A 24,803-nucleotide genomic window follows, 5' to 3' on the forward strand; every position below is an offset into this window, starting at 1 on the left:
ATTTATGGAAGAGAATACAGAACAGCGAGTGGATTTAACTCTCTTTTCCGGGAAGATACAGGAGTTGAAAGACCGGATTGCTTCCGTCATTGTCGGGCAGGAGCAGACGGTGGATTTGGTGCTGACGGCAATTCTGGCTAACGGTCATGTACTGATAGAAGGAGTGCCGGGAGTTGCAAAGACACTGTTGGCACGTTTGACTGCCCGCCTGATTGATGCTGACTTCAGCCGTATCCAGTTTACACCGGACTTGATGCCAAGTGATGTATTGGGCACAACGGTATTCAACATGAAAACCAACGGCTTTGATTTCCATCAGGGGCCGATTTTTGCGGATATCGTATTGGTTGACGAAATCAACCGTGCCCCTGCCAAGACGCAGTCGGCTCTGTTTGAAGTAATGGAAGAACGTCAGATCAGTATCGACGGAACTACGCACCAGATGGGCGAACTATATACGATTCTTGCCACACAGAATCCTGTGGAGCAGGAAGGAACGTACAAACTTCCCGAAGCGCAACTCGACCGTTTCCTGATGAAGATTACGATGGATTATCCTTCCCTTGAAGAGGAAGTGAATATCCTTGAGCGTCATCATACCAATGCTGCATTGGTGAAACTGGACAACATCACGCCTTCCATCACAAAAGAAGAACTTCTGTCGCTCCGTGCTTTTATGAATCAGGTATTCGTAGACCGTACGCTGCTTCAATACATCGCCTTGATTGTGCAACAGACGCGTACCAGCAAAGCGGTATACTTGGGAGCTTCTCCACGTGCATCCGTAGCCATGCTGCAATCTTCGAAAGCATACGCTCTCTTGCAGGGACGGGACTTCGTAACGCCGGAAGATATTAAGTTTGTAGCTCCTTACGTGCTTCAGCACCGTCTTATCCTGACTGCGGAAGCGGAAATGGAAGGTTATTCTCCTGTGAAAGTGACGCAGAGATTGATTGATAAGGTAGAGGTTCCCAAGTAGATGTATTTAACCCGTCGTTTCTATATTGCCCTCGTCGTAATTATCCTCTTGTTGGGTAGTGGATACGCCTTTGCTCCGCTTTTTGTCATCGGGCAATGGGTGCTTTTTGCCTTTTTCCTGACTGTGTTGGCGGATGGTTATCTGCTTTATTCTATTCGTGGGATTCAGGCATTCCGCCATTGTGCCGACCGTTTCTCCAATGGAGACGAGAACGAAGTGAGCATTCGGGTGGAGAGCAGTTATCCGCGTCCTGTTTCTTTGGAAATCATTGATGAAATACCTTTTATATTTCAAAAACGAGATATTGACTTTCGTGTAGAACTCCGGGCAAACGAAGGAAAGACAGTCAGTTACCGGCTTCGGCCTACTCGCCGGGGTGTTTATCCTTTCGGGCATATCCGGATTTTTGTAACCGGACGGATAGGTTTGGTTTCCCGTCGGTACACTTGCGGCGAACCGATGGATATAAAAGTATATCCGTCTTATCTGATGCTTCATCAGTATGAATTGCTGGCTATCAGTGATAATCTTACCGAACTGGGAATAAAGCGTATTCGCCGGATAGGTCATCATACCGAATTCGAGCAGATAAAGGAATATGTGAAAGGCGATGATTACCGTACGATAAACTGGAAAGCGAGTGCCCGCCGGCATGAACTTATGGTGAATGTTTATCAGGATGAACGTTCACAGCAGATTTATAATGTGATAGACAAGGGTAGAGTGATGCAGCAGGCTTTTCGTGGAATGACTTTACTGGATTATGCGATAAACGCTTCGTTGGTACTTTCGTATGTGGCAATGCGGAAAGAGGACAAAGCGGGATTGGTGACTTTTGACGGGCATTTCGATACGTTTGTTCCTGCTTCCAGGCAGCCGGGGCATATGCAGACATTACTTGAAAAGCTTTACAGCCAGAAGACAACTTTCGGGGAAACGGATTTCTCGGCTCTTTGTGTTCATCTGAACAAGCATGTCAGCAAAAGGAGTCTTTTGGTGCTATATACGAATTTCTCCGGTATATCCAGTATGAACAGACAGTTGGCTTATTTGAAACAACTGAACCGCCAACATCGTCTGCTCGTTGTCTTTTTCGAAGATGCCGAATTGAAGGAATACATTGCCACTCCTGCCAAAGATACGGAAGGCTATTACCGCCATGTGATTGCAGAAAAGTTCGCTTATGAAAAACGACTGGTTGTTTCTACCTTGAAACAGAATGGTATTTATTCCTTATTGACTACACCGGAGAATCTTTCGATTGATGTGATTAATAAGTATTTGGAGATGAAAGCACGGCAGTTGCTTTAGACATAAGAACAAAAGAGTATATTTTTGTAATCTTTTGCGCTTTTGTTCTTTTGTCTGACAAAAAGTAGCGTCAAAGAGTGATGGCTTTTCGAGTTTCTATAAAAAAGAAAACAGCCATGCCAATGATGATAATTCCCAATATGCCATAAAAGAGTCGTGCACGGTTTCGTCCTACGTTACGGATAATGGTCTGTGCATTGCGTGTTGTGAAGAACCAGTCCCAGTTGAGCAACGACGCCAGCAGGGAGACAGTTCCTGCCAGCGCAAAGATTCCTTGTACGATATATTGTCCGGTCATAGTTTGATGACTCTGCTTCCGTCTTCCAATTCTTCAATCGTCACTTTCACAGCGTCACCCGGCAGCAGTTCTTCTACGAGCTCCGGCCATTCGATGAAGCAAAGAGCGCCGCTGTAGAAATAATCTTCGTATCCCATGTCGTACACTTCGCTTAGTTTCTTGATACGGTAAAAGTCGAAGTGATAAATCAATTCCCCTGTCTCGTCCGAACGATATTCGTTGACGATGGCAAAGGTGGGTGAGCTGATAACGTCTTCCACGCCCAATTCTTCGCAGAGTGCTTTGACAAATGTCGTTTTGCCGGCACCCATCTTTCCGTATAAAGCAAATACAGTGTTGTCGCCCATAGCAGCGATGAATTCGCGGGCTGCTTCATGGATACTTTCCAGTGATTGAATTTTGATTTCCATATACTAATCTATTATAATGACTATTTCCTGCAACAACTCTTTCCTATTTTGCAAACAACATAAATCAGGATTGAGAAAAATATAATGGAAGCTCCCGAAGGGACTTTCCAATGATAAGAAATGAACAATCCGCCCAGGCATCCCAAGAAGCCGATACCGATGGACAGCCAGATTATTTTTTTGAAACTATAAGTGAATAAGTTGGCAGTCATCTGCGGAATGGTGAGAAGGGAGATGGCCAGCACGATACCTACCATACGCAGACAGGCAACAATCGTCAGTGCGATAAACATCATCAGCACATATTCAAATATCTCTACCGGAATCTTCTGTGAACGCGCAAACTCACGGTCGAAAGCGATATATACAATAGGTTGGATAAACAGGTAAAAGAATCCTGTCAGTATCAGCGCCAGTATGCCGAGCATCCATAAGTCAGCCTGATTGATAGTCAGGATATTCCCGAAAAGATAGGCGGAGAGGTCGGGAGCGAATCCCGGCGACAGAAAGCTGAACATGATTCCTAATGCCATCCCCAACGTCCAGAATACGGCAATAGCGGAATCTTCGCGCATATCTTTCCGCCTGCTAAGCCATTCAACGCCAAAAGCGGATAACACGGAAAAGACAGCAGCGGAAAGTATCGGGGAAATTCCCGCAAACAACCCTAATCCTATCCCCCCAAAAGAAGCATGGGTAATTCCGCCACTGATAAATACCAGGCGGCGGGTGACGATGTATGTACCTATAATCCCGCAGGCAATGCTTGCCAGCAGACTCCCTAACAGGGCATGTTGAAAGAATGTATATTGTAGTAGATCCACTGATTTAATTTACTAATTATAAGTTCTGAATTACGAATCTGATAAACAAGGTCTGTGTTTGTCAGTCTTCTTTCTTCTCTACGATTCTTCTTTCTCCGATGATCAGGAACACTTCATCTTTAAGCTCGTCCGGCAATTCGATGCCACGAAGTTGTAGGCTGCGCACCCATCCGGCCACTTCATCATCTCTGGTGGTATACAGTACATCCCGAAACAGTTCTGTCTCTTCTTCCGTGTACGCATTCCCTTCGCGACCCATGAACTGATCCAGTTCTTCATCATCATAATATTCTATCTTCTTGCTGACAGCAGCCAACAGGCTGTCTTTTTCGCACACTTCATGTTGTCCGCAGCATTCGGTATCCACCTCCTTCACTTCCGGCATGCGATCCAGTTCGCCTCTCTCTATTTTCTTTTGCAGTCTCTTGTTGCGGATGATTCCGGCTATCAGTGCGATAACACCCAGCAATACCAGACCTATAATGAGTATCCACATAATCGTACTAAATCAAATTTCTGCAAAGTTACTTATAAATTTGCATTCTATCGGTGTATGATATCTATTTCTTTTCTTACTTTTGTGTGTTGCTAACTTAAATATAAAGCCATGAAATTTAATAAATTGCTCTCCGGTCTGGTAGGAATATGCTTATTTTTCGGATTCACATCTTGTGTGGAAGATAAAAGAATCTTTGGAGATGATATTGAAATTCCTGAATTGACGGACGATAATACGGTTCAGTTTACAGTAGAGGTTGCCAGTGACTGGAAGCAGATAGAAGTGATTGCCGGCGGTGGAAGAATGGCTATTGAATGGGGAGACGGGCGTCTGCAAAAGATAGAAGACCCGGGAACGACCGGACCTATAAATTATAAATATGGAAACAAGAAAATTTATCAGGTGAGGATATGGGCGGAAGAGTTAGACTTCCTTAGTATAAGCGGTCTACTTCTTCCTGCAACAAATCTTCGTATGGGATATTTGCCTGGAATAAGAAGTTTGAATCTAAATAGTTTTTCGGGCACTACGGAGCTTGACCTGAGCGGTTGTTGCCCTAATGTGGAAGATATAAATATCGGCAACTGGTCTGATTTGGAACGTCTTGATATAACCCAGTGTAAACAATTGGAAAGAGCGGACATCTATACAAATCCCCGGTTGACTTCCTTGAATATACTAAACCTGCCAAAACTGAAGGACTTGAATTGTGCCGGAAACGGGTTGACCACTCTTTCTTTGAAAGGAACGCCTGCGTTGCGGACTTTATATTGTAATAACAACCCTCTGACTGCCATTGACTTTGAAGAGGATATGGCTATTTCCGGGTTATTTATACAAAACTGCGCTTTTAGTTCATTAGACTTTTTAGATAGATTACCTGTGCTCTCGGAATTTAGCTGTCGCTCTAATAAACTGACAACGTTAGATTTATCAAATCATCGGTCGATTCGTTTTCTGGATTGTAGTTTCAACAGGAATCTGAACCACTTATCAATCCCTGCAAATAATTTGGTACAAATACTACGTTGTCATTCTTGTAACCTGAAAGCAAATACATTAAATGAAATATTTGATGCACTAGTTTCCCTTCCCAAACCATCCACCCCTGAACACGGAAAGGATTATCGAATATCTTTCTATGATAATTCAGGAGAGAAGGGCTGCGATATGAGCATACTTGAAAATAAAAACTGGTATATAGACACGAATAAAAACTGATTGTTAACATGAACTCAAATCTAATGAAAAGAAGATTTTATTTACTTATTTCTTTTTTATTGGGCGGAACGATATTTGTCTCTGCCCAGTCTCCCGTGGACAAAGGCCTGAATACTATCAACCGCTCTTCTGCCGAATCCACTATCGGCTTTCTAGCGGCAGACGAACTTCAAGGGCGTGAAGCGGGATTTCATGGTTCGTATGTATCCTCGGAATACATTGCTTCTTTATTGCAATGGATGGGCGTACAACCTTTGGCCGACAGTTATTTTCAACCTTTTGATGCCTATCGCAAAGAGCGTCAGAAGAAAGGACGCCTGGAAGTCCATCCCGATTCTATTGCCAAACTAAAGCAGGAAGTGCACCAAAAGCTCTCCATGAGGAATGTATTAGGTATGATTCCCGGTAAAAATAACAAGGAATATGTGATTGTAGGCGCGCATTTCGACCACTTAGGGATAGACCCTGCACTCGATGGTGACCAAATTTATAATGGCGCCGATGATAATGCATCCGGTGTATCGGCTGTGTTGCAAATAGCCCGTGCTTTTGTAGCTAGCGGACAGCAACCGGAAAGAAATGTCATCTTCGCTTTTTGGGATGGAGAAGAAAAAGGACTGTTAGGCTCGAAATACTTTGTGCAGACTTGTCCTTTTCTGTCTCAAATCAAGGGTTATCTGAACTTTGATATGATTGGCCGTAATAACAAACCCGACCCCCCCCGTCATGTAGTCTATTTTTATACGGCTGCTCATCCTGCTTTCGGTGATTGGCTGAAAGAAGATATTAAGAAATACGGTTTGCAGTTAGAACCGGACTATCGTGCGTGGGATAATCCGATAGGCGGCAGTGATAACGGGACATTTGCCAAGGTGGGTATTCCTATCATATGGTATCATACGGACGGACATCCCGATTATCACCAACCATCCGATCACGCCGACCGGTTGAACTGGGATAAGATTGTGGAAATCACCAAGGCATCTTTCCTGAATATGTGGAAAATGGCGAATGAAAAGTCATTTTAAAAATATGTCATCCGGAGCGTAGTGAAGAACTCCTTTTTATTTGTTCAGGAGTGGGGACTCTTCGCTACGCTCTGAATGACAGACAGTTCAGATAAAGGCTGATCATATAATGGTAAGGTCGATTTATTTATGAAATCAATGAGTGTAGCCTTTATCTTTTTTTATTGCTATTCTACTGGTTGTGCACCAGTATCTCCCTCAATTTTCCAACCGGGATTCTGATAAACCACTGAGCTTGTAAAGTCATTTTTGTTCGAAGCAGTCTGGCGGAATACAGCCATGCCTATCGGATTCAGATAATGAGCCGGAGTAAAGAGGAAGCCGTTCTGCCCTGCTATCAGGTTATTCTTCGTGATTTTTTCGTACGGAAGGATATATTTACTTAAATCGGATGAAGACATATTGCCTTCTGCCGGGTCTACTTTACATAAGTCTTGCAGTTGCTCTTCATAGTCACTCCCCCAGTATAACATACCTTCCACACGGTAAGGTTTGGATATTAGCTGGTCGCATGCACGCCAGCGCTTCAGGTCTTCCCAACGCAAAGCTTCTGCACAAAGTTCGTTGCGGCGTTCACGGCGAATATTATATAATGTCGCATCTATCAGTTGCCCGTGAGAATAAGCACCGAAATCACCTTTGGCTTCTTCGCTCATTTGTGTCGCGGTAATTGTCTTGTTATAGTCTTCATCCACTTTGGCACGCCGGCGTAAAGCTTTCCAATATCCGTCGGCTGTCGCGTCAATTCTGCCGTTCTTTTCGTAGGAAGCTTCCATGTAGATCAACATGGCTTCCGCGGCACGGAAAACAATACCGCCTGATGTTCCTGCACTGTGGTCATTGGCCATATGACTGGAATAATGTTTGCCTTTCTTGATGATGAAACCTGTTGTCGCCAGACTTCCCTTGTCTCCATAAATGAAGCGGATAGAACAATAGCTGGGAGTACCGTCATTGCCGTAATAATTCACGTCACCCTCATCTTCCGTATTCGCATCACCCGGCTTTTTGGTAAAGATAACAATACGTGAATCCCGGTTTTGCAAGGTGGAGTTGACTCCTTTCTTTTCCCAATTGCGGTCATAACCCGAACCGTCCGCATAGATCGGAAGCCCGTTGCGCATCAGGAAAGAGTTGACCATGCCGCGAGTCCATCCGGAACCGCCGCCGTTGCGTTCCAGTTCCATTTGCAGGTTACTTGTCACCAACCCCTCCTTGAATTGTTTCCACATCAGAATTTCATCGTATCCTTCCATATTCTCATCACAGAACATAGTGTAATAAGGGTTGATGGAAGCCAGACTGGCATTCATTCCCTCGGGAGTATCGGTGTTCTCTGCCAGTTTTCCGACAATATAGTCACCCACTACTTTGGACGATTTCATGGCTTCGTCAAGAAAATAAGCTATTTCTGTGTCAATGTTGAAACCGCTCACGTCTGCGGGATTGCCCGGCCATCCTTTTCCACCGGGTACGAATGCCGTCCCTTTATGGTACTTTTCCCAGGTTGCTTCGAAGAGGGCGACACGCGCGCGTAGCAAATGTGCTACATTTCTGCTGATACGGTTCTTGCCACCGGGACCTTTGTCGAGCAATAATTCCGTTGCTTTCTGCAAATCGTCGAGAATGAAACGTGCCACCTTATTACGTGGTTGACGTTTGCTGGATTCCACCAAAGTCTCTTCTACGTCGGGCAATGCTGTGGTGATGATGGGCAAATCTCCTAAAGAAACCAGCAATTTATAGTAATTATATGCACGTATCACATACATCTCTCCGATGTAATGTTTTACATTATCCTGATTGCCGGTGATGGTACCCGCTTCGAATTTAGGTAAAGTGTTGTCGAAGAAATAGTTGCAGGCACGTATCTTCTTCCAGTCCCAGTCGCCTTCGCCCGACGGAACTTTCTTCTGACCGGGTATCCAGAATGCCGGGGAGTCACCGCTGGCTTGGTTATCAGTATCGTTATCTTTGCCGAAGAAGTTAATGCCATACGCGTCCGTCACGGTTTCGAACGGATAAGCATTGATAGTGTAAGCAGCCAAATCACTTTCGGATGCGAAATATTTTTCGGGAATAACTTTGTCCAGAGGTTCCCTGTCCAGAAAATCATTGCAACCGGTCAGTCCGCCCAACAGCAATGTTCCTATTGTCAAAAGTTTGATATGTTTTTTCATAATCGTCTGTCATTTAAAAAGTTGCACTTAAACCGAATGATACAGTCTTGGATAATGGATAGGTACATCCGTCCCAGTTGCCGATACCGACAGTTTCGGGATCGAATGTGTCAGCCAGATTGGTAATGGTGAATAAGTTTTCTGCCGAAACAAAGAAGCGAAGGTTGTTCACACAGAACTTTTCTGTCAGTGATTTGGGTAATGTATAGCCTAAAGTCACGTTCTTCAGTCGGCAATAAGCTGCATTCTGCAAGTAGCGGGTCTGCGGATTGCGGTTTCTGTCGTTCTCAAGAGGACGAGGATAATAACCGCCCAGATTGGGGCCTAACGGATTGGTCGTATCTGCTCCACGGAAATAGTCCAGATGTTGCTTGAAGAAGTTAGTCTGCCAGTAACCTACTGCTCCCCAGAACATGGTAGAGCCACTTCCCGGCATATAGTCACGTTTCATAGTTCCCTGGAAGAACAGCTTCAGATCGAAGCCTTTCCATGCGGCATCCAGATTCAAGCCAAAGTTATAGCGTGGTGTACTGTTACCGATCTTTTTCAAATCGCCATGGTCTGCAAGGGTCTTGTTTCCTCTGCTTATCTGACCGTCGCCATTCAAGTCGGCATACATGACATCACCGGCTCCCCAACCTGAACCCAGTACGTCTTGTGCACCATTAGGCATACTGGCAAGATGATCTTTCATTTCCTGATCGGTTTTTGCGATGCCGACTGTCTGGAATCCCCATATGTCCCCTACATGAGCACCTGCGTAATATGTATTATTATTGTCCTTATCGAGAATTGTGTTTGACGGGTTGGGATATCTGTCGATGACTACCTGATTGTCCGACAAGGATAAGGTAACTCCATATTTGAAATCACGGATTTGGTCGCGCCAGTTCACCTGTATTTCCCAACCTTTGGAAGTCATGTCGAGGTTATTTACTTTGGGGACATCAATACCCAGTAGGTTGGGGAGTTCGGGCGCAGGGCCTACCATATCTTTGGATTTCCGTTGGAAGTAGTCGAATGTTACATTCAGGCGGTTGTTGAGCATCGACAGGTCGAAACCTAGATCCAGTGTTTGTGTCTTTTCCCAAGTCAGCAAGGAAGATACCAGGGCGGATTCCTTGGAAATGTTCGGTTTTGCACCGTTTACCAGCCAGCCGCCCAATGCGTAATTGCCCCATTGGTCTTTGTTAATGTCGATGGTGCGATAGAACGGATACCAGTTGTCTGTATTCTGGTTACCTAGTTCACCCCACGAGCCTCGTATTTTGAATGTACTGATTAAGTCGGTAAAATCCTCGAAAAATGCTTCACGGGCAATGTTCCATCCAAGAGAGAAGGACGGGAACAGATTCCAGCGGTTGTCCCGGAGGAAACGTGATGTTCCGTCATAACGCATATTGACTTCTGCTAGATAACGTCCTTTATAATCGTAGTTGAGACGTCCGAAAAATCCGGCAGTTGCCCATTCGCTATATCCACCCCTGTTCTGTGCATTCGTCTGGGTAGTGTTTAATGTGGCAACTCCCGACATGATACCATCTTGTGAAGCAGTAATGTCCCGTTGTTTGAACAACTCGCTTTGGAAACCCAGCATCACTTTAAAGTTGTGTCCGCTTTCCAGCGATTTGTTATATTCGGTAAATATATTCGGATTGAAGAAATTGCTCTTATAAGCATATTCCGTAACACTGGAAGTTTGGTTGGCTATTATATAAGGATCTTTGTTTACATCATATCCATAAACGGTTTGATAATCGGTGTGATTGAAATCATAGTTGGAGCGGTAGTTTAGCTCTACATTGATTTTCCAGTCTTTGATAGGTTCCATGATGAAAGCGAGCTGATGTGCCATTACGTCTTTTTGCGATTTGTAGCGTCCACCTTCTGTTAATTGGTAAATCTTGGATTCAACAGTGTAAAACCCGTTCGGGTCTACTACCGGGATGACAGGCCAATAGCGGCATACGTCGAAATAGAATACATTACTCTTGATATCTCCGCCGGCAAATGAAGGAGCTTCATAGTCTGTGCGGTTGAAACGCATACTATAACTTATCTTTAACCATTTAGTAAGGTCGGCATTGATTTTTGCTGTAAAAGCGTATCGTTGCTTGTTGTCATCACCAAATTTCAACAGACCGCCTTGGTCGAGATAGTTGGCTGAAAGATAATATTGTATCTTATCCGTACCACCGTTCACGCTCAATGAATGTTCGTGAGTGAAACTGTTGCCGAACAATGTTTTCAGCCAGTCGGTGTTGCCGGCAGGCATCACGTCTTTGCGTTGGGGATCATCGAATGAGTTCCATCTTCCTGCATCGGTAGGCCACATATACTGTGTGCCTTTTCCTGCCTGGAAATCCAGAATTTGTTGAAGTTTTGTGGCACTGTACATAGGAGTTTGTCCGCCATTGGTCAACTGGTCGTTAATAGCCAGTGCAAAGTTATAGGAATCAGCCATTTCCGGCATATTCAACGGAGATACGAAACGGAAGTTGTTGTTATAGTTGACTACCGTCTTTCCCGATTTACCTTTCTTTGTCGTAATCAGGATTACTCCACCCGGTGCACGGGAACCATAAATGGAAGAAGCAGCCGCATCTTTCAGTACGGAAATATTCTCAATGTCCTGTGGATTGATCGCGTTCATGTCCCCTTCCATGCCGTCAATGAGTACCAATGGTTCTACCTTCGAGCCGGCACCAATCGTTCCGACGCCACGAATGTTGAATTTTTTATCCGAACCTAAGGAACCGCCACCGTCACCGGTAGAGATGTTCATGCCCGGAACTACACCTTGTAAGGCTTCGATAGTGGAATTGACGGGACGTGCTGCAATTTCTTTCGCTCCCACAGTGGATACGGCTCCTGTCACATTCACTTTCTTTTGTGTACCGAAGGCGACGACAACGACTTCATCCAACTTTTGGGTATCATCTTTCAAGATGATATTCAATGATTGTCCTGTGAATTTGACTTCCTGGGTTTGATACCCTACGAAAGAGATGACGATAATGTCTCCTGCCTTTACATTGCTTAAAGAGAAATCACCGTCAAGTCCGGTGATTGTACCGTTCGTTGTACCTTTGACTACAACGGATGCGCCGATAATGGTTTCACCTACTGCGTCTTTTACTACACCTTTGCAAGTAGTACCCTGCTGTACAGCGGAAACATTCAAAATGCTTCTACCAGTCTCCGAATAAACGGTTCCTGCTGACATTGTCAGTAGAAACAACAACATGCTAACTGACTTTAGTTGTTTTAACATAGCATTGAATTTAAAGTTTTTTCCTAGTGTCCGGAGTAACTTCTTAATAAGTCCTTTCAGAACTTATCCTGATATATAATAACGGTTCTGAAACTTTAAACTCCGGAATCCGCTCCTTTACAACGCTGTATTTTCTACTTGTTATCTACCTTTTTTGATATTTGCCAACCGGCTGTTTTTACTTGATAGAATAATAATATTCAAGGAAATGAGAGATGTGTTTATAGCAGAATTGAATATGAAATACGTATTATTGTGCTTTAAATAAGAAATAATGCACCCGAATTTGATATATTTTCTATAAATGAGCGTGATATATTAAAATATATTATATATTTGTATTGTTAATTCTAATTTATAAATCACCCTAGTTCTGAAAGAACTTATTCTTCCATCATTAATTACTTATTCTTAAAATCCTCTCTTATTGCATTAATCTTGTTTGGTTATGAGTCAGTCGTCATTATTGGGGCAATATGTTTGGGAAGGATTACAGACATGGCTGAAATCCGGTAGATACCGATATCCGTATAAACTATTATCAGTCGCTACATCCGGCAATAAATGGCAGCCGGTAAATGACGGAATAATATAGCTATATATTTCCATCTTTTGGAAATGAAAGCTACCTTTCTTTTTTTGTGAATAGCTCTTTTTATCTGTTTCACGGCTTTGTCTACCGGAGTAATCCAGAACAATCCTTCTCCTTTAGCCATCGCTGTATCTACAAATCCCGGACGGATATCTGTTGTATGGATGGGGTAGGGGGATTTGGTTGCTTTCTGCCTTAACCCTTCCATGTAGTTGATTTGATAGGCTTTCGATGCATTGTAGGCAGGTGCGACACCGCTGCCACGCGTACCGCCTACGGAAGAGATAGTGACTAAATGCCCGCTCTTCTGCTGTTCAAAATAGCGGAATCCCCAATCGGCTATGTTGGTGAATCCTATTACGTTGGTCAATAAAGTCGGTTCTTCCAGTTGGTAAGAAAGCTCGGGATTGAGCTCTCCTGTGCCGGCACAGATTATCAGTATATCCATTCCACCCATTTTTTGTACGAGTGTTTCCAGGCATTGGATAGTGGTATGCGTTTCGGTGATGTTGCATACTTGATAGAATAGTTTATCTTTATTCCGGACACATATCTCTTGTAGCAGGTTTTCTCTGCGACCGGTAATTCCTATGAGGCAATCTTCTTGAACATACGCTTCCGCCAGCCCGCGGCCAATGCCGGAAGTTGCGCCTATAATGATTATTTTCTTCATGTTTTTTATAGTTCTTGTATCTTTATTGAGATCTCCACTGTAACGGGGCGGTGTTAGTCTTCGTTTATAACCTGAAATCCGGCTTGCTTCAAGTCTTCCCAATATCCCGGATATGATTTGGTAACGACTTGCGGGTCGGCGATTTGCATGGTAGGGTGGCAGATAATTGCCGGAGCGAATGCCATTGCCATCCGATGGTCTTCATAGGTGGCAATAATCGGAATTTCTTCCGGTTCACATCGCTCACCGTTCCACATCAATACGCTGTCATTCTCTTCTTCGATAACGTATCCCAGCTTTTTAAGCTCGGTTCGCAGGGCGGCAATACGGTCGGTTTCTTTTATTTTCAAGCTTTGTAGTCCAGTGAAGCGGAAAGGAATGTTCATCATGGCACAAGTGACGACAAACGTCTGTGCCAGATCAGGTATGTCAATAAAGTCTTCTTCCAGTCTTTCCGGTGCTTTGCCTGTCTTTTTTAGTTTGACGCCTTGTGAGGTAAATTCGGTTGTTATTCCCAGTCGTGAGAAAACTTCTGCTCCCCGGCTGTCTCCCTGATAACTGTTACGGAATAATCCCAATAACTCAATTTCCGCTTTTGAAGATAATGCTGCAATCTGATACCAGTAAGAAGCCGCACTCCAGTCACTTTCTACTTTGAAAGGAACGCTCTGATAGGGTTGAGGAGCAACGGAGATACTATTCGGGGAAGTCCATGCCGCTCTGGCTCCGAAATCCTGCATCAGTTGCAGTGTAAGATTAATATAAGGGCGGGAAATGATCTCTCCGTTCAAATGTAAAGTCAATCCGTCTTTGAGTACCGGACCTACCATCAACAGGGCAGATATATATTGGGAACTGACATTTCCTTTCAGCGTAATTTCATTTCCTTTCAGTTCTGCCCCTTTGATACATAAAGGCGGGTATCCTTCATTGGAGACATACTCTATATCAGCTCCCAGTTCACGAAGCGCGTCGACCAGTATCTGTATCGGACGCTGTTGCATACGTGCCGTACCGGTGATGGTCCGTTCTCCCTGAGTTACACTCAGATAGGCGGTCAGAAAGCGCATGGCGGTTCCGGCAGCCATAATATCAATGGTTGCCTTTCCTTCGGTAAGGGCTTTTATCATCACCCGTGTGTCGTCACAATCAGACAGGTTCTCCGGTGGATAACTACTTTTAGCCAACGCGTTAATTATTAACGCACGATTGCTGATACTTTTAGAAGCCGGCAACTGGATAGTTGCTTTTACCACTGGAGGAGGGATGAGTTTATAGAGCATCATTTCTATCTTCTTTGGTTTGCGATGACAAAAATAGGCATAAATTGCTATATATGCAGCTATATGGTCAGAAAAAGAATAGAAAATTTGGAATAGGGAAATTACAATCGTATTTGAAATAAATGCTATATTCGTGACGAATTACAATCATATTTAAAAAGGAAGCTAATGAAAATACCGGATATCCGTTTGCGGAACCAGCAATTATTGAATCCTCTTTTCTGCCAACCGAAGGAACTTGTGTCCTGGATGGGAGCTATGCAGGCACAGAATTATCCCATGGTGAAGTGGGCAGTAGGAATGCGTTTGAAATCGGCAACGTTTCAGACCGTGGAAAAGGCCTTGAAGGAAGGTGAGATTCTGCGGACTCACGTGATGCGGCCGACATGGCATCTGGTGACAGCCGAGGATATCCGTTGGATGCTGAAGCTTTCGGCGGGGCGCATTATAGCAGCCAATGAGTCTTATGCAAAAGGACATGACCTGGAGATTTCCGAGGAACTCTATACGAAGAGCCATAATCTGTTGGAGAAGATCCTTTGTGGGAAGAAAAGTCTGACGCGACAGGAGATTGCCGAACATTTTAACCGTTCGGGGATTGTAGCGGATAATCATCGTATGACCCGCTTTATGACACGTGCGGAACAAGTAGGTATCGTTTGTAGTGGAGAGGATAAGGGAGGAAAATGTACATATGCACTTTTGGAAGAACGCGTGCCGCCAATGCCCGAACTAACGAAAGATGAGGCATTGGCCCGTTTGGCGCGCAGCTATTTCCGTAGTCATGCTCCCGCCGCTTTGCAGGATTTCATTTGGTGGTCGGGATTGCCGGTAACGGAAGCCAGACAGGCGGTCTGGCTGATAGAATCGGAACTGACCGCTGAACAGTGGAATGGTCAGACATGGTACATTCATAGTTCTTCGCGGACTCGTGGGAAAGTGTCCGGTTGTCTGCATCTTCTGCCTTCCTATGATGAATATCTGCTTGGGTATAAAGACCGGACGGATGTTTTGCCTTTGGAACATTATTCGAAAGCGTTCACCAATAATGGGTTATTTTATCCGGTAGTCCTGCACGAAGGGCACGTCATAGGAAATTGGAGTAAATCTATTAAAAAGGGAAGTGTGATAATAGAACATTCCAGTTTCCGGAAGAGTGATTGTGTGGATGAATCTGTATTGGATAAAGAAAAGGACAGATACATACGGTTTTTAGGATAATCTTAAAAAACGCATATTTTATCGTTGCATAATCTTAAATATGCAGGCAATGTTGTGGTGAAACTGAAAAATGGAAGCGAATCCTATTTGGTAAATGTCTCTATTATGCTAAAATGGGTGAATGGTAAATATATTGATAGGTGAATGAGGTGAAAATGGATGAAGTTACTTAATATTGCTGTATATTGTGTTAATTTGTAATATTCGTATTGGCTTGTTTTTAATACCAACCAGAGCTGAAACATCACTGAAATATGGCTTTATGTGTTTCTTTTAAAGAAACAGAGTGTTTCCCGTAATGAAACAAAGTGTTCCCCGGTGTGAAACAACTTGTTTCACACCGGGGAAACTATTTCTTATAACCTGTGAAAAGTGTATATTCTACTTGTTTTTATGTAAAAGTACCTTTGAAAACTGTATATTCTTGCAATGATTTATGCGGAAAACCTTCTGTCAGGTAAAACTAATATCTACTTGTTTGTATGTTGAGCTTAAAAATAGAACATTTATTCGATAAGGCTTTTATTTATTTTGCTGCTTCTTTGCCCAATCCAATCTCCGTTGGTCTGCCAGCGGGGTTACCTTGAATTCCTCGAATATGGCGGTAAATCCCTTACCGTCGGGACAAGCGCCCATCAATCCTACCATAACCGGACAATTATCCTGTAGCCAGCAGACACGTGTCATTATATATTCCTTGTCATCACGCGAGTAGAAAATTTCTACGGCATCCAGTCGGCGGATTGCTTTTATCCAGATAGAACGCGGGGCATCCGGTAACTGTACTACACTCCAGTCGCTGGTCCGGTGTGTCACTACGGTGCTTACATTCTGTTTGCCGTCAACAAATTCCACTCCTGTCTTTATCCAGTTTTCATGGTCAATGCGCAGCATCAGTCCCATTTGGTCGAAAGTGGTCACGTAGTTGCCGGTAATCTTTACTTTCACTTCGAATTCTCCACCATAGGTAGCATAGTAGAAAGGCCCGTCATCTACTGTAAACCCATAATGGGAGATTCGCCAGAAATCGGTTTTGGTAGGTACGTCCATCACTAGAGTGTTACCTTCTTTTATCTCCCATCGTTGAGGCTCGTTCAGCCAGTTCATTTTGTTCAGGCTTTGTCCCATAACAGATGTTGTTATTGCCAATAAGGCTATTGGCATGATTTTGATTTTTAAATGTTTCATGGTTGTTTCTTATTTAATTATCTTTGTGGTGCAAAGGTAGGTCATGCCTTCATATGCAGCAATACTGAATAATAACCATTTTACAGGATGGACGTATTACAAAAGGAAATAGATGAGGTTTATGTTACGCAACTGATAACTAATGAGGTATTAGACAAAGGAATTGTGGAGCAACATCGGCATTTTGTCCGTTCATTGACGGAGATTAATGGCGGATGTGCTGTAATTTCTGACCTTTCGAACCGCAAAAGTTATGTAACGGTTCATCCGTGGGCGCATTTTCTGGGGTTAACTCAGGAAGAGGCCGCCTTAAGTGTTATTGATTCGATGGATGAGGATTGCATCTATCGACGTATTCACCCCGAAGATTTGGTGGAGAAACGTTTGTTGGAATATAAGTTCTTTCAGAAAGCGTTTGCCGTGCCGCCTGAAGAACGGTTGAAGTATAGAGGAAGGTGCAGACTGCGTATGAAGAATGAGAAAGGGGAATATCAGTATATAGATAATCTGGTCCAAATCATCGAAAATACTCCTTCCGGAAGGGTGTGGCTGATATTTTGTCTGTATACTTTGTCGGCCGACCAGCGGACGGAGCAAGGGATATATTCGACCATCACCCACATGGAACGTGGGGAAGTGGAAACATTGTCCCTGTCGGAAGAACATCGAAATATCTTGTCCGAACGTGAAAAAGAAATACTCCGCTGCATACGCAAAGGGCTGTCAAGTAAGGAGATAGCAGCTATTCTTTGTATCAGTGTGAATACAGTCAACCGACACCGGCAGAATATTTTGGAGAAACTTTCTGTCGGAAATTCGATTGAAGCGTGCCGGGCGGCTGAGTTGATGAAATTATTATAACTATCCAAACAGGGGTAGTAATTCATCGAATCTTTTCACTTGTTTCAGATGAGCATGTGTGAATGTATCTACCACTTCATGTTTCCACATTACTTCGAAAGGAATATGCACTCCATATCCACCTAATGATAATACAGGTTGAATATCAGATTTCAGAGAATTGCCGACCATGGCGAGTTCTGAAGGACTGATTTGCAGGATATTCAACATTCGGATATATTCTTTCTCTGTTTTGTCGGACATTACTTCAATGTGGTCGAAATAGTGGGATAGTCCGGAACGTTCCAGTTTGTTCTCCTGGTCAAGCAAATCCCCTTTTGTCGCAACGACTAACTTGTATTGTCCTCTTTCTTTCAGTGTTTTCAGCGTTTCTTGTACTCCGGGTAATAACTCGATAGGCATTTTTAATAATGATTTCCCTAAATCAATAATGTGCTGAATATCTGTGCCCGAAATCTTCTGTCCGCTAATTAGCAAAGCAGTCTCAACCATGGAAATGGTAAAAGCTTTGGCACCGTATCCGAGATGTTTCAGATTGTTCATTTCTGTCTGAAATAAGGCGGCTGAAATATCTTCGGAAGTACCATAAGGCTGTAATAAGTTGGTATATTGCTTTTCAATTTCCTGAAAAAAAGGTTCGTTGCTCCACAAGGTATCATCAGCATCAAAGGCGATGACTTTAATAGGTTGTTCTTTCATCGGTTTCATCGTTAATTCATAATATGGAAGATACTTGGGTATCTTGTGGAGCAAAGGTAGAAGAAAAAATCAATATATCACTTATAAGTTGACTTTGATATCTTTTTTGAAAATAATATCCTCTGCATTTCTCCCAAGCATAATGGTATAATCTCCATTTGCTTTTTCCCAGCCGGACTGACCGTAATATGCTAATCGTTCAAAAGGTATTTTTAGTTGAACCAACCGTTTCTCTCCCTTTTTGAGAAATACATTATCAACAGCTTTGAGCTCTTTTACCGGACGGGTTGACTCTCCCCACCATTTCCGGGTATATATTTGGATTAGCTCGTGTCCATCCATTAAACCGCTATTATGAATGGGTATATTGATAGAAATAGAATCTTTATCAATGATGATATCGGGTTGGCCGTACTCGAAAGTTGTATAGGAAAGACCGTAGCCGAACGGATATTGTGGTTTGTAGTCAATATCAATATAACGACTTGAGTAGTTCCCTTCCTTGTCTACTGCCGGACGACCAGTATTTTTGTAATTATAGTATACAGGGATTTGCCCCATATGTTTGGGAAAGGACATAGGTACTCTTGCTGACGGATTATATTTTCCTGTTATGATATCTGTCATGGCATTGCCGGCTTCTGTCCCAAGAAACCAAGTATAAAGAATGGCAGGTGCCTTCTCTGCTATCTGGTTAAAGATGAGCGGTCTTCCCCCCATTAGTAAGGTAATACTGTTTTGATTGACTTTATAGATTTCGCAGGCAAGTTCTTCTTGTACTCCGGGAATATGCAGATCACCTCTTGAACGTGCTTCTCCACTCATTCCCCAGTTTTCTCCCAAAGCCAATATGACTAAATCGGCTTCTTGGGCTGACTTGATGGCAGCCGGGAAACCTGATTTATCGTTATCGGAGATGGAACACCCCTCTGTAAAACTGATTTCAGCTTGTGGAAACTTATTTTTGAGTGCTTCCAGTAGAGTGACGGCTACATTGGTTTCGGCAGCTACTGTCCAGTTGCCGTCCATAGCCCGTTGAAAGTTGGCTAGCGGTCCGATGACAGCTACTCTTTGGGGAATCTTAATAGGGAGCAGACTGTCGTTTTTGAGTAAGATGATAGACTTGCAAGCCATTTCATATGCTACTTTCCGGTGTGAATCCGTTAGAATTTCATTCGCTTCTTTTTGGCTGTTGCAGTATCGATACGGATTGTCAAAAAGTCCTAATTGATATTTTTGTACCAAGACTTTGCGAACTGCATAATTTAAGGTGGCTTCCGGAACTTTTCCGGTTTCTATTAATTTCTTCAATTGACTGGAATAGATATTACTTTCCATATCAATAGTAACTCCTGCCTGGATGGCTTGCATTGCTGCCATCTCTCTGTCTTTGCTGTAACCGTGCACTACCATTTCCCAAATGGAAGCCCAGTCGGAGACTACGAGACCCTTATATCCCCATTGTTTATAAAGTAGGTCGTATAAGTATGCATTGCCAGAAGAGGGTACGCCATTAATCTCATTAAAAGAACACATAAAACTGGCTACTCCGTTCTCAGCTGCAACTTTGAAGGGGGGAAGGTAGACATTATGCAATGTTTGCATGGAAATATCCACAGTGTTATAATCTCTACCACCGATAGCTGCTCCATAGGCTGCGAAATGTTTGGCGCAAGCCATTAGCCGGAGTCCGTCGTCGAAGGGTTGCTGATAACCGTTAATCATAGCTTTTCCCATTTCGCAGGCCCAGTATGTATCTTCTCCCGGTCCTTCCATCACTCTTCCCCAACGGGGATCACGGGCTACGTCCAACATTGGTGAAAAAGTCCAATGAATACCGGAAACTATTGACTCACGTGCTGCCACACGGCATGATTTTCGTATGGCTTCCGTGTCAAAACTGGAGGCCATAGCCAAAGGAATAGGGAATACGGTCCGATAGCCATGAATGACGTCTAATCCGAAAAGAAGTGGAATACGCAACCGCGATTGCATGGCAAGTTCTTGCATGGAACGAGTTGCTTTCTCACCACATACATTCAGCATAGATCCTATTTTCCCTTCTTTGATCAGTTTCCGTCTATCCCCGGAATTAGTAATGGGACCGGTTGCCATCTGGAAACCGGTTATTTGATTGAGTTGTCCTATTTTCTCATCCAGTGTCATTAAACCGATGATAGAGTCTGCTTTGACTTCATAACTTTGTTGGGCAAAGATTGAAGAGGAGATGATTATTCCTACAAGGAATATGGTGATATGTTTCATATTATTTTTTTATTTTTCTGTGATACCTTTCCAATTATCCGTACGGAATGGAACTGCTGGAAGACCATGGGTATTAAATAGATTGGCAGCGGGATTGTTACTCCACGCATAACGGACAGCGACGGGCTCTGCTATATTATCATTGTATATAATGATTTTTCCATCTGCATCAATAAATGCTTTTGCCCATGCAAATTTTCGGTCTTTTCCGGCAATGCTGAATCCTTCCAGATAGCCATACTTATTGTGGACAGTTAGTGGAGAATCATATGTATTCATCTCAATGACAGCCTTATTCCCTTTAAAACTAACATTTTGGAAAGTAGGACCACTATAAACAAGTGAGTCCTTGCCATAATCTTTGTGTAGGGCAATTAAAGATAACCGTCTGCCTACTTCCTGTTTGTTGGTAGGGTGTATATTATGGGCGTCCCCGATGTCGTATATAGTGGCTTGCCCTGTATGTGGCAGTTCCAGTGCCATAGTTTGAGATTCCCGAAGTTCTGCCCATGAACTCTCGACAGGGTTTGTATCTTCCGGATACAGATTGGCCAATTGTACCCAATAGAAGGGTAGCTCATATCCCCATCGGGTTCGCCAATCTTTTATCTGTGTTTGAAATAGTGTCCGGTAATTGTATCCAGCTCCTACATTATTCTCTCCCTGGTACCAGATGACTCCTTTTATTCGGAAAGGAGTGAGCGGATGAATCATAGTGTTATATAGTGAAGAATGTACCATATTGGGTGTTATATCCAATACATGGTAATCCGCATTGGCAACTGACGTTTGATATTTCCAGTTGCCTGCCAAAGAGTGACGGGTCTTGTCAATTTCCAGATAGATGTCCGCTTCTTGTCCCCACATGCCACCGCTTCCGCCATTGTCAGTTACTCTTACTGTGATATTGTTATTACCTTCTTTTAATATACCGGGAGGTATGGAATAGATTCGTGGAGTATCCCATCCATTGGCATTGCCAACTTTTGTTCCATTCACCCATGTAATATCTGCGTCGTCAATCGTTCCAAGAGAAAGAGTGGCGGGTCTGCCTGCTTCTGCGGCAGTTAAATTCAGATTATATTTGAACCATACATGTCCGTCTATTAATGATAAAGGAGTTGTTCCCCATTCACCGGGCACTCTCATTTCTTTCCATGTCACAGTTTTGAATTCGGGAATAAACCATTGTTTGTTGATTCCCGGATCGTTTTCCATGGCATCCAGAAAAGTCTGTTTCTGTCCCTTGTTCTGGCGAATATATTCTTCCAGATTATTGGCGACTTCCATGTTATATTGCTTTTGGACATCGGCGGGAAGCGTCCTGAAAGCTTCGTTGCTGATCCAAGTCTCAATATCTGTTCCTCCCCAGGAAGCGTTGATAATTCCAATAGGAATTTGCATTTCTTTATACAGAGCTCTGGCATAATAATAGGCTACTCCCGAAAAAGTTCCGACAGTGGTAGGAAGACATATCTCCCATTTGGCACTAAAATTGTCCTGTGGGTTGTTTTTGATGTCTTTAGGAACTCTTAATGACCTGATTTCCGGATAATTGGCATTCTGAATCTCTTGCTTTGAATTGGCTGATTGTTCAACAGTCCATTCCATATTAGACTGTCCGCTACATAGCCAGATGTCTCCACTTAATATATTTTCTATTTTGATACAGTTTTCTTTTCCTTGAACCGTTAGAGAGTAAGGACCACCATGGGGTAAGGAAGATAAAATTATTTCCCAAGTGCCGTCTTTTTTACATTTTGTTTTCACTTTCTGATTATGAATACTGACTGTCACAGTTTCATTTTTGCTCCCCCATCCCCAAATCTTTACGGGGGCGTCACGTTGCAACATCATGTTGTCGGTGAAGTATCCGGGCAACTTGATTTCTGCCCGGACGCTTTGAGAGATGAGTAAACAAAATGTGATTAAAAAGAAAGTATAATATCTTTTAAATCTATCCATTTTTATACGTTTTATCAATTAATTGTCTGTTGCAGGGATAAAGAGTACTGCATCTGCTACAACTACTCCGTCTGCTTCTTCATTCGAAATTCTCACATAGTTATCCATTCCCTTTGAGAGTTTGTATTGTCCGACAGAAATCCATTCACCGGAAGTCTGTCCTTCTACAATAATATCCGAAGATTGGATGATTTTCTTATGTAACTCATTTCCATCATAAATGTCTATGTGCGTTTGTGTTGTGGCATTTTGCACTTTGGGGAAATAAGCATATATTTCATACATGTTGTCTACTGGTATGGTCGGAGTATATCGTATGTCTTTAGGGCTTGTTCCTTTGGAATCGTCAGAAAAGAAATCGGGGCCATAAGCTTTCCATATTTCAGTTTTCCATTCTCCGGTACGTTGAACATGGAGAGTGTCATGGTTGTCTATTAGAATTTCCGGTTGGCTTTTGTCCGCCAACGGGTTGTCCCTGAATTCTTTCAGGACAGCTTGGGCATCTACTTTTTGTACGCAGTTATTATGTCTGTCAATGGCTTGACCGGCGGCAATAGCTGCTGATTGTGCCAATACCATGAATACCGGTTCCATGCGGATTGAGCCGTATGCGATGTGTGACGTTGACAAGCAAACAGGAACCAGCAGATTTTGCACCTCATTTTGTTTGGGAGTGATGGCTCGATATGAAATAGGATAGGGACCGAAGCCGCCGATTTCTACATTTCCTTCATTCTTCACCATCCCATTAACAACATGGCGGTCACAGTTATGTGAATCCATGGTATAAGCTGCCCAGCCTATACCATCGGTTACAGTTTCCCTACCTTGGCAGTGATGTTGTGTCATGACTAGTTCTCCAATCATTCGGCGAGCTTCACGCACATATAGTTGATGTGTCCAGTGTCCGTTGTCTACATATTCATCTTTTGGATAACCCCACTCCAACATTTGATTGCGGATTGATTCGGGAATCCGTTCGTCATGTCCCACGAAATATAGCAGTCCTTTGGTGTAATCTTCATGAAATTTCCAAATTCGTGCCCGTTCTTCGTAGTCAGCATCCGGATAGTTCCAGTTCTCGCCTATTACATCTGTAGAAAAACCTCCGAAATTATTAATATCTGTCTTTCCGTTAGGCATATCACTCCAAATGAAAACATCTGTGTGCTTGTTCCATGGGCGTGACTCCTTGAGCCGTAGCAATAATTCATAGCGTGACGGATCGTAATTGTCCGGTTTGGTGATCGGAATCCGATTTTCCGGGCGGTTTGTTAATGTTATCCTGAAATTGTATGCCTGTACTTTCTTGTCACCGGTTCCATTGGGATTGACCGGAGCGGAATTGATGCCATAAATCAATCCACTGGTTGAATCACCTTTTATCCTATAGGGATCTATGCCATCTGGGAATTGATGACGATCCATTAGCTCCACTCCGTTATATGTTTCTCCATATTGCTTATTCGCTTCCCGTCCCACTATATAAGAAACGCCACTTCTTGCCATCAAGTCTCCTTCGTAAGAACAGTCAATAAATATCTTTGCCCGCACTTTCCGATTGGTGGCATTGTCCGGATGTTTACTATTCTCCAAGGTAATGGAGGTGATAGCGTTATCTTGCTTTTCTACACCGGCCAATCGGTTTTCATACCAGACCTCAACACCTGCGCGGTTTATGTAGTCATTGAAAATGGTTTCGGCCACACTCGGCTCAAATATCCATTGTTCCAATTTGCCATAGTGTGTGCCCAACCGGCGATAGAAATCCAGTGCTAGTCCTTGTACCACATACTTGTTTCCAATGTCAGTAAAACCTAATCCTCCCGAACTCATGCCGCCCAAATGGCGGCCCGGTTCGATGAGTAAGACGCTTTTTCCAGATTGTTGCGCTGTATAGGCTGCGATTACACCTGCCGATGTGCCGCCGTAAATACAAATATCTACTTCTTTGGCCGATTGTGGACGGCAGGCGACTAAGGTTATCAATATAATTGATAGTAATATTATTTTATTCTTCATATTTCACATT

At 43.3% G+C, this 24,803-nt stretch carries 19 protein-coding genes; 6 read left to right on the forward strand and 13 right to left on the reverse strand.

What is annotated here, in order from left to right:
• Positions 1 to 4 precede the first annotated feature (4 nt).
• On the forward strand, positions 5 to 979 hold the full coding sequence (locus BQ7997_RS05015; RefSeq protein WP_022140330.1) for an AAA family ATPase: 975 nt from the start codon (positions 5 to 7) through the stop codon (positions 977 to 979).
• Positions 980 to 2,290, forward strand: a complete 1,311-nt coding sequence (locus tag BQ7997_RS05020; protein WP_073344156.1) for a DUF58 domain-containing protein — start codon at positions 980 to 982, stop codon at positions 2,288 to 2,290.
• 70 nt (positions 2,291 to 2,360) lie between these two features.
• On the opposite strand, the gene BQ7997_RS05025 is transcribed toward BQ7997_RS05020, so the two are convergent.
• The 4 genes from BQ7997_RS05025 to BQ7997_RS05040 all read right to left on the reverse strand — a co-directional run bounded on the left by BQ7997_RS05025 (position 2,361) and on the right by BQ7997_RS05040 (position 4,318).
• Entirely contained in the window at positions 2,361 to 2,588 is a 228-nt protein-coding gene (locus BQ7997_RS05025; protein ID WP_022140328.1) for an immunity 17 family protein, read from the reverse strand.
• Positions 2,585 to 2,998, reverse strand: a complete 414-nt coding sequence (gene tsaE / locus BQ7997_RS05030; RefSeq protein WP_073344159.1) for a tRNA (adenosine(37)-N6)-threonylcarbamoyltransferase complex ATPase subunit type 1 TsaE — start codon at positions 2,996 to 2,998, stop codon at positions 2,585 to 2,587. Before tsaE ends, BQ7997_RS05025 begins: the two co-directional genes overlap by 4 nt.
• A gap of 20 nt (positions 2,999 to 3,018) precedes the next feature.
• Positions 3,019 to 3,822 (reverse strand): metal ABC transporter permease, encoded by an 804-nt coding sequence (locus BQ7997_RS05035; RefSeq protein WP_073344163.1) that lies wholly within the window; start codon positions 3,820 to 3,822, stop codon positions 3,019 to 3,021.
• A 61-nt stretch (positions 3,823 to 3,883) separates the two neighbouring features.
• On the reverse strand, positions 3,884 to 4,318 hold the full coding sequence (locus BQ7997_RS05040; protein WP_022140325.1) for a hypothetical protein: 435 nt from the start codon (positions 4,316 to 4,318) through the stop codon (positions 3,884 to 3,886).
• A 111-nt stretch (positions 4,319 to 4,429) separates the two neighbouring features.
• Here BQ7997_RS05040 and BQ7997_RS25455 point away from each other — a divergent pair, with 111 nt between their 5' ends.
• Positions 4,430 to 5,542, forward strand: coding sequence for a leucine-rich repeat domain-containing protein (locus tag BQ7997_RS25455; RefSeq protein WP_073344166.1), 1,113 nt, complete (start codon positions 4,430 to 4,432; stop codon positions 5,540 to 5,542).
• 23 nt (positions 5,543 to 5,565) lie between these two features.
• Positions 5,566 to 6,570, forward strand: a complete 1,005-nt coding sequence (locus tag BQ7997_RS05050) for a M20/M25/M40 family metallo-hydrolase (RefSeq protein ID WP_073344169.1) — start codon at positions 5,566 to 5,568, stop codon at positions 6,568 to 6,570.
• Between the two features lie 167 nt (positions 6,571 to 6,737).
• On the opposite strand, the gene BQ7997_RS05055 is transcribed toward BQ7997_RS05050, so the two are convergent.
• The 4 genes from BQ7997_RS05055 to BQ7997_RS05070 all read right to left on the reverse strand — a co-directional run bounded on the left by BQ7997_RS05055 (position 6,738) and on the right by BQ7997_RS05070 (position 14,575).
• Entirely contained in the window at positions 6,738 to 8,750 is a 2,013-nt protein-coding gene (locus BQ7997_RS05055) for a RagB/SusD family nutrient uptake outer membrane protein (RefSeq protein WP_073344172.1), read from the reverse strand.
• 13 nt (positions 8,751 to 8,763) lie between these two features.
• Positions 8,764 to 11,997 carry a SusC/RagA family TonB-linked outer membrane protein gene (locus BQ7997_RS05060; protein ID WP_073344175.1) on the reverse strand — a complete coding sequence of 1,078 codons (3,234 nt, stop codon included), beginning with the start codon at positions 11,995 to 11,997 and terminating at the stop codon, positions 8,764 to 8,766.
• A 575-nt stretch (positions 11,998 to 12,572) separates the two neighbouring features.
• Positions 12,573 to 13,289: an SDR family NAD(P)-dependent oxidoreductase gene (locus tag BQ7997_RS05065; RefSeq protein WP_073344178.1), complete on the reverse strand. Its 717-nt coding sequence runs from the start codon at positions 13,287 to 13,289 to the stop codon at positions 12,573 to 12,575.
• 53 nt (positions 13,290 to 13,342) lie between these two features.
• The gene (locus tag BQ7997_RS05070) at positions 13,343 to 14,575 is read right to left on the reverse strand and encodes a 3-phosphoshikimate 1-carboxyvinyltransferase (protein WP_097677743.1); all 1,233 of its coding nucleotides are present in this window, start codon (positions 14,573 to 14,575) and stop codon (positions 13,343 to 13,345) included.
• A gap of 165 nt (positions 14,576 to 14,740) precedes the next feature.
• Between BQ7997_RS05070 and BQ7997_RS05075 the strand changes: the two genes are divergently transcribed.
• Positions 14,741 to 15,793, forward strand: a complete 1,053-nt coding sequence (locus tag BQ7997_RS05075) for a winged helix DNA-binding domain-containing protein (protein WP_073344181.1) — start codon at positions 14,741 to 14,743, stop codon at positions 15,791 to 15,793.
• Positions 15,794 to 16,315: 522 nt separating this feature from the next.
• On the opposite strand, the gene BQ7997_RS05080 is transcribed toward BQ7997_RS05075, so the two are convergent.
• The gene (locus BQ7997_RS05080) at positions 16,316 to 16,981 is read right to left on the reverse strand and encodes a DUF1349 domain-containing protein (RefSeq protein WP_229088067.1); all 666 of its coding nucleotides are present in this window, start codon (positions 16,979 to 16,981) and stop codon (positions 16,316 to 16,318) included.
• Positions 16,982 to 17,068: 87 nt separating this feature from the next.
• On the opposite strand from BQ7997_RS05080, the gene BQ7997_RS05085 reads away from it, so the two are divergent.
• A complete protein-coding gene (locus BQ7997_RS05085; RefSeq protein ID WP_073344184.1) occupies positions 17,069 to 17,842 on the forward strand; it encodes a response regulator transcription factor in 774 nt (257 codons plus the stop codon).
• On the opposite strand, the gene BQ7997_RS05090 is transcribed toward BQ7997_RS05085, so the two are convergent.
• The 4 genes from BQ7997_RS05090 to BQ7997_RS05105 form a co-directional block, all read right to left on the reverse strand.
• Entirely contained in the window at positions 17,843 to 18,541 is a 699-nt protein-coding gene (locus BQ7997_RS05090) for an HAD family hydrolase (protein ID WP_073344187.1), read from the reverse strand.
• A gap of 81 nt (positions 18,542 to 18,622) precedes the next feature.
• Positions 18,623 to 20,806, reverse strand: a complete 2,184-nt coding sequence (locus BQ7997_RS05095) for a glycoside hydrolase family 3 N-terminal domain-containing protein (protein ID WP_073344190.1) — start codon at positions 20,804 to 20,806, stop codon at positions 18,623 to 18,625.
• Positions 20,807 to 20,815: 9 nt separating this feature from the next.
• On the reverse strand, positions 20,816 to 22,771 hold the full coding sequence (locus BQ7997_RS05100) for a sialate O-acetylesterase (RefSeq protein ID WP_073344806.1): 1,956 nt from the start codon (positions 22,769 to 22,771) through the stop codon (positions 20,816 to 20,818).
• Between the two features lie 18 nt (positions 22,772 to 22,789).
• A complete protein-coding gene (locus BQ7997_RS05105) occupies positions 22,790 to 24,793 on the reverse strand; it encodes an FAD-dependent oxidoreductase (protein WP_073344192.1) in 2,004 nt (667 codons plus the stop codon).
• Positions 24,794 to 24,803: the final 10 nt, after the last annotated feature.

This window comes from Bacteroides congonensis, assembly GCF_900130125.1.
Lineage (GTDB): Bacteria > Bacteroidota > Bacteroidia > Bacteroidales > Bacteroidaceae > Bacteroides > Bacteroides congonensis.

Excerpts from the sequence above, each read along its gene's own strand:
- BQ7997_RS05015 (WP_022140330.1), top strand. The coding sequence starts at position 5 with ATGGAAGAGAATACAGAACAGCGAGTGGATTTAACTCTCTTTTCCGGG.
- BQ7997_RS05020 (WP_073344156.1), top strand. The coding sequence starts at position 980 with ATGTATTTAACCCGTCGTTTCTATATTGCCCTCGTCGTAATTATCCTC.
- BQ7997_RS05025 (WP_022140328.1), bottom strand. The coding sequence starts at position 2,588 with ATGACCGGACAATATATCGTACAAGGAATCTTTGCGCTGGCAGGAACT.
- tsaE (WP_073344159.1), bottom strand. The coding sequence starts at position 2,998 with ATGGAAATCAAAATTCAATCACTGGAAAGTATCCATGAAGCAGCCCGC.
- BQ7997_RS05040 (WP_022140325.1), bottom strand. The coding sequence starts at position 4,318 with ATGTGGATACTCATTATAGGTCTGGTATTGCTGGGTGTTATCGCACTG.
- BQ7997_RS25455 (WP_073344166.1), top strand. The coding sequence starts at position 4,430 with ATGAAATTTAATAAATTGCTCTCCGGTCTGGTAGGAATATGCTTATTT.
- BQ7997_RS05050 (WP_073344169.1), top strand. The coding sequence starts at position 5,566 with ATGAAAAGAAGATTTTATTTACTTATTTCTTTTTTATTGGGCGGAACG.
- BQ7997_RS05055 (WP_073344172.1), bottom strand. The coding sequence starts at position 8,750 with ATGAAAAAACATATCAAACTTTTGACAATAGGAACATTGCTGTTGGGC.
- BQ7997_RS05060 (WP_073344175.1), bottom strand. The coding sequence starts at position 11,997 with ATGTTGTTGTTTCTACTGACAATGTCAGCAGGAACCGTTTATTCGGAG.
- BQ7997_RS05065 (WP_073344178.1), bottom strand. The coding sequence starts at position 13,289 with ATGAAGAAAATAATCATTATAGGCGCAACTTCCGGCATTGGCCGCGGG.
- BQ7997_RS05070 (WP_097677743.1), bottom strand. The coding sequence starts at position 14,575 with ATGATGCTCTATAAACTCATCCCTCCTCCAGTGGTAAAAGCAACTATC.
- BQ7997_RS05075 (WP_073344181.1), top strand. The coding sequence starts at position 14,741 with ATGAAAATACCGGATATCCGTTTGCGGAACCAGCAATTATTGAATCCT.
- BQ7997_RS05080 (WP_229088067.1), bottom strand. The coding sequence starts at position 16,981 with ATGAAACATTTAAAAATCAAAATCATGCCAATAGCCTTATTGGCAATA.
- BQ7997_RS05085 (WP_073344184.1), top strand. The coding sequence starts at position 17,069 with ATGGACGTATTACAAAAGGAAATAGATGAGGTTTATGTTACGCAACTG.
- BQ7997_RS05090 (WP_073344187.1), bottom strand. The coding sequence starts at position 18,541 with ATGAAAGAACAACCTATTAAAGTCATCGCCTTTGATGCTGATGATACC.
- BQ7997_RS05095 (WP_073344190.1), bottom strand. The coding sequence starts at position 20,806 with ATGAAACATATCACCATATTCCTTGTAGGAATAATCATCTCCTCTTCA.
- BQ7997_RS05100 (WP_073344806.1), bottom strand. The coding sequence starts at position 22,771 with ATGGATAGATTTAAAAGATATTATACTTTCTTTTTAATCACATTTTGT.
- BQ7997_RS05105 (WP_073344192.1), bottom strand. The coding sequence starts at position 24,793 with ATGAAGAATAAAATAATATTACTATCAATTATATTGATAACCTTAGTC.